At 74.3% G+C, this 3,069-nt stretch carries 3 protein-coding genes; 1 reads left to right on the top strand and 2 read right to left on the bottom strand.

The window, feature by feature from the left end; translation table 11 throughout:
- Positions 1-260 precede the first annotated feature (260 nt).
- Positions 261-1,079 (top strand): nucleotidyltransferase, encoded by an 819-nt coding sequence (locus ACFWI4_RS41060; protein WP_387206820.1) that lies wholly within the window; start codon positions 261-263, stop codon positions 1,077-1,079.
- Positions 1,080-1,125: 46 nt separating this feature from the next.
- On the opposite strand, the gene ACFWI4_RS41055 is transcribed toward ACFWI4_RS41060, so the two are convergent.
- Together ACFWI4_RS41055 and ACFWI4_RS41050 are read right to left on the bottom strand one after the other, a co-directional pair.
- Complete coding sequence (locus ACFWI4_RS41055) at positions 1,126-1,956, bottom strand: MBL fold metallo-hydrolase (RefSeq protein ID WP_387206818.1); 831 nt, start codon at positions 1,954-1,956, stop codon at positions 1,126-1,128.
- Complete coding sequence (locus tag ACFWI4_RS41050) at positions 1,953-2,822, bottom strand: NUDIX hydrolase (RefSeq protein WP_387206816.1); 870 nt, start codon at positions 2,820-2,822, stop codon at positions 1,953-1,955. Before ACFWI4_RS41050 ends, ACFWI4_RS41055 begins: the two co-directional genes overlap by 4 nt.
- Positions 2,823-3,069: the final 247 nt, after the last annotated feature.

Below are 3,069 nucleotides of genomic sequence, written 5' to 3'. Positions count from 1 at the left end.
GTGCGCGCGGTTTGCGCGCTGTGTTTGTTGTTGGGGGGGGACCAACCGCTGGTGGGGGTGGGACCCCGTCGTCGTAGCCCTCGCCCACAGCTACCCGCGACCGCAAGAGGCCGCCCACCGGCCTTCCCGCACTAACGCGCTCCCCCCGATCCCCCATCCGCCACGTCCGCCCATCCGCCATCCGCCATCCGCCGTCCGCCGTCCGCCGTCCGCCCGTAAATGATCAGCGGGACAGTGGTCCCGGGCGGCACAGTGGGCGCATGGAGACGCGGGGACACCGGCGGGGGCTGGACGCCGAGGGACACATCGAGCGCGAGGGATCACTCGCGCGCGTGCCGCGGGCCTTCGAGCCCGTCGTCGCGGCGGCCCTTGACCGGCTCGCGGACGTCTTCGGGAGCCGGCTGGACGGCGCATACCTCTACGGCTCGATCCCGCGCGGCACCGCGCGCGTGGGACGCTCCGACCTCGACCTGCTGCTGTCCCTGCGCGAGGAGCCCACCGAGGCGGACCGCGCCGACGCCCGCGCGCTCGAAACGGCGCTCGACGAGGAGTTCCCCGAGATCGACGGCGTGGGCACGCTGCTGTTCGGCCGTGGACGGCTGCTGAGCGACCTGGAGAGACACGACCTCGGCTGGTTCGTCGCCTGCCTCTGCACCCCGCTCCTGGGCGAGGACCTGGCCGTGCACCTCCCGCGCTACCGGCCCGACGCGCTGCTGGCCCGCGAGACGAACGGCGACCTCGCCCTGCTGCTGCCACGCTGGCGCGAGCGCATCGCCGCGGCCGAGGACACCGACGGGGCCAGGCGCCCGCTGGTCCGCTCGCTGTCGCGGCACCTCGTGCGCACCGGCTTCACGCTCGTCATGCCCCGCTGGAACGGCTGGACCAGCGAACTGGGGGAGATGGCCGAGGCGTTCGGCGCGTACTACCCGGAGCGGGCCACCGACCTGAGGAGCGCGGCCGTACGCGGCTACGAGCCCACCGGCGACCCCGCCGTGCTCCGCTCCTACGTGGACGACCTCGGGCCGTGGCTCGCCGGGGAGTACGCGCGCGTGCACGGCGTCAAGGCGCCCCGAGCGTGAGGCCCTCCCCCGGGACGCGGGAGAACGCCACCACGGCCACCGTGCCCTAGATCAGCCCGTGCTCGCGCAGATAGTCCATCTGTGCCCGCACGGACAGCTCGGCGGCGGGCCAGAGCGACCGGTCCACGTCCGCGTAGACGTGGGCGACGACCTGTTCCGGAGCCCGGAGGCCGTTCTCCACGGCGGTCTCGACCTGGGCGAGCCGGTGGGCCCGGTGGGCGAGGTAGAACTCGACCGCGCCCTGGGCGTCCTCCAGGACCGGTCCGTGACCGGGCAGGACGGTGTGCACGCCGTCGTCGACCGTCAGCGAGCGGAGCCTGCGCAGCGAGTCGAGATAGTCGCCCAGGCGGCCGTCGGGATGGGCCACCACGGTCGTTCCGCGCCCCAGGACGGTGTCCCCGGTCAGCACGGCCCGGTCGGCCGGGAGATGGAAGCACAGCGAGTCGGCGGTGTGCCCGGGGGTCGGCACGACCCGCAGCTCCAGTCCGCCGACGTTGATCACGTCGCCGGCGGCGAGCCCCTCGTCGCCGAGCCGCAGCGCCGGGTCCAGGGCGCGCACGGAGGTCCCCGACAGCTCGGCGAAGCGCGAGGCGCCCTCGGCGTGGTCGGGATGCCCGTGCGTGAGCAGGGTGAGCGCGACGCGCTTCCCGGCCTTCTCGGCCGTGTCCAGGACCGTGCGCAGATGAACGTCGTCCAGGGGGCCCGGATCGATGACGACCGCGAGCTCGGAGTCCGGCTCGGACACGATCCACGTGTTCGTGCCGTCCAGGGTCATCGGGGAGGCGTTGGGGGCGAGGACGTTCACCGCGCGCGCGGTGGCGGGTCCGGAGAGGACCGTGCCTCGCGGCCGGCCGGGGAGGGCTGCTGCGTCGGTCATGCGGAGGCTCCGCCGGTCGGGATGTGCTTGGTGAACTCGTCGTGTCCGGGCCAGGACAGGACGACCTCGCCGTCCTCCAGGCGGGCCTCGGCCAGGACGGGGGTCAGATCACGCGCGGCCGCGCCGGCGAGGGCGTCCGCGGACCGCTCGTACCCGGCGATCCCGCGCAGGGTGGCGATGGTGGGCGGCATCATCAGCAGCTCGCCCTTGTCGTAGCCGGCCGCCGCGTCGACGGGACGGATCCACACCGTGCGGTCGGCCTCCGTGGAAGCGTTCCGGGTGCGCTGGCCCTCCGGGAGGACGGCCACGAAGAACCACGTGTCGTAGCGGCGGGACTCGAACTCCGGGGTGATCCAGCGGGCCCAGGCCCCGAGCAGGTCCGAGCGGAGCACGAGTCCCCTGCGGTCCAGGAACTCGGCGAAGGACAGGTCCCTGGCGACCAGGGCCGCCCGGTCCGCCTCCCAGTCGTCCCCGGTGGTGTCACCGACCACGCTGTCCGGGCTCGGACCGGCGAGCAGGACGCCCGCCTCCTCGTACGTCTCCCGCACGGCCGCGCAGACGATGGCCTGGGCGGAGGTCTCGTCCACGCCGAGCCGCTCCGCCCACCACGCGCGCGTGGGGCCCGCCCAGCGGATCTGCTGCTCGTCGTCGCGCGGGTCCACGCCGCCGCCCGGATACGCGTACGCGCCCCCGGCGAAGGCCATGGAGGCGCGTCGGCGCAGCATGTGGACCACGGGGCCGGTGTCGCCGTCCTTGACCAGCATCACCGTGGCGGCGCGCCGAGGCGTCACCGGTGTCAGCGTGCCCTCGGCCAGTGCCCGGATCCGCTCCGGCCACTCCGCCGGAAACCATTGCCCATTCCCCATGGCCGGAGGCTATCCCGAGCCGGGCGGATGTTCGAGGCCCCACCGCCCCACAAGCGACGCTCGCCCCTACCCGGAGGTGCCGCCCCCGGACGCCGGAGGGGCTGAACCTTTCGCCGGAACCGAAACGTGGACGCACCCGCAGCCGGGTACGCACCGTCGGGGCCGTGCCGGTACATCGATGGCCGTCGCCACCGACGCCCACACCTCACCCAACGGCCCCCCCCCGATGCCCCCGCACCGGGCGAGT

Origin of the sequence: Streptomyces sp. NPDC127038, assembly GCF_042725875.1 — a bacterium.
Classification (GTDB): Bacteria; Actinomycetota; Actinomycetes; order Streptomycetales; family Streptomycetaceae; genus Streptomyces.
The sequence above is the reverse complement of the archived record's forward strand: the minus strand, read 5'-3'. Positions and strand labels throughout refer to the sequence as shown.

What these genes read in the sequence shown, in the direction of transcription:
- ACFWI4_RS41060 (WP_387206820.1), top strand. Translation starts at nt 261, where the DNA reads ATGGAGACGCGGGGACACCGGCGGGGGCTGGACGCCGAGGGACACATC.
- ACFWI4_RS41055 (WP_387206818.1), bottom strand. Translation starts at nt 1,956, where the DNA reads ATGACCGACGCAGCAGCCCTCCCCGGCCGGCCGCGAGGCACGGTCCTC.
- ACFWI4_RS41050 (WP_387206816.1), bottom strand. Translation starts at nt 2,822, where the DNA reads ATGGGGAATGGGCAATGGTTTCCGGCGGAGTGGCCGGAGCGGATCCGG.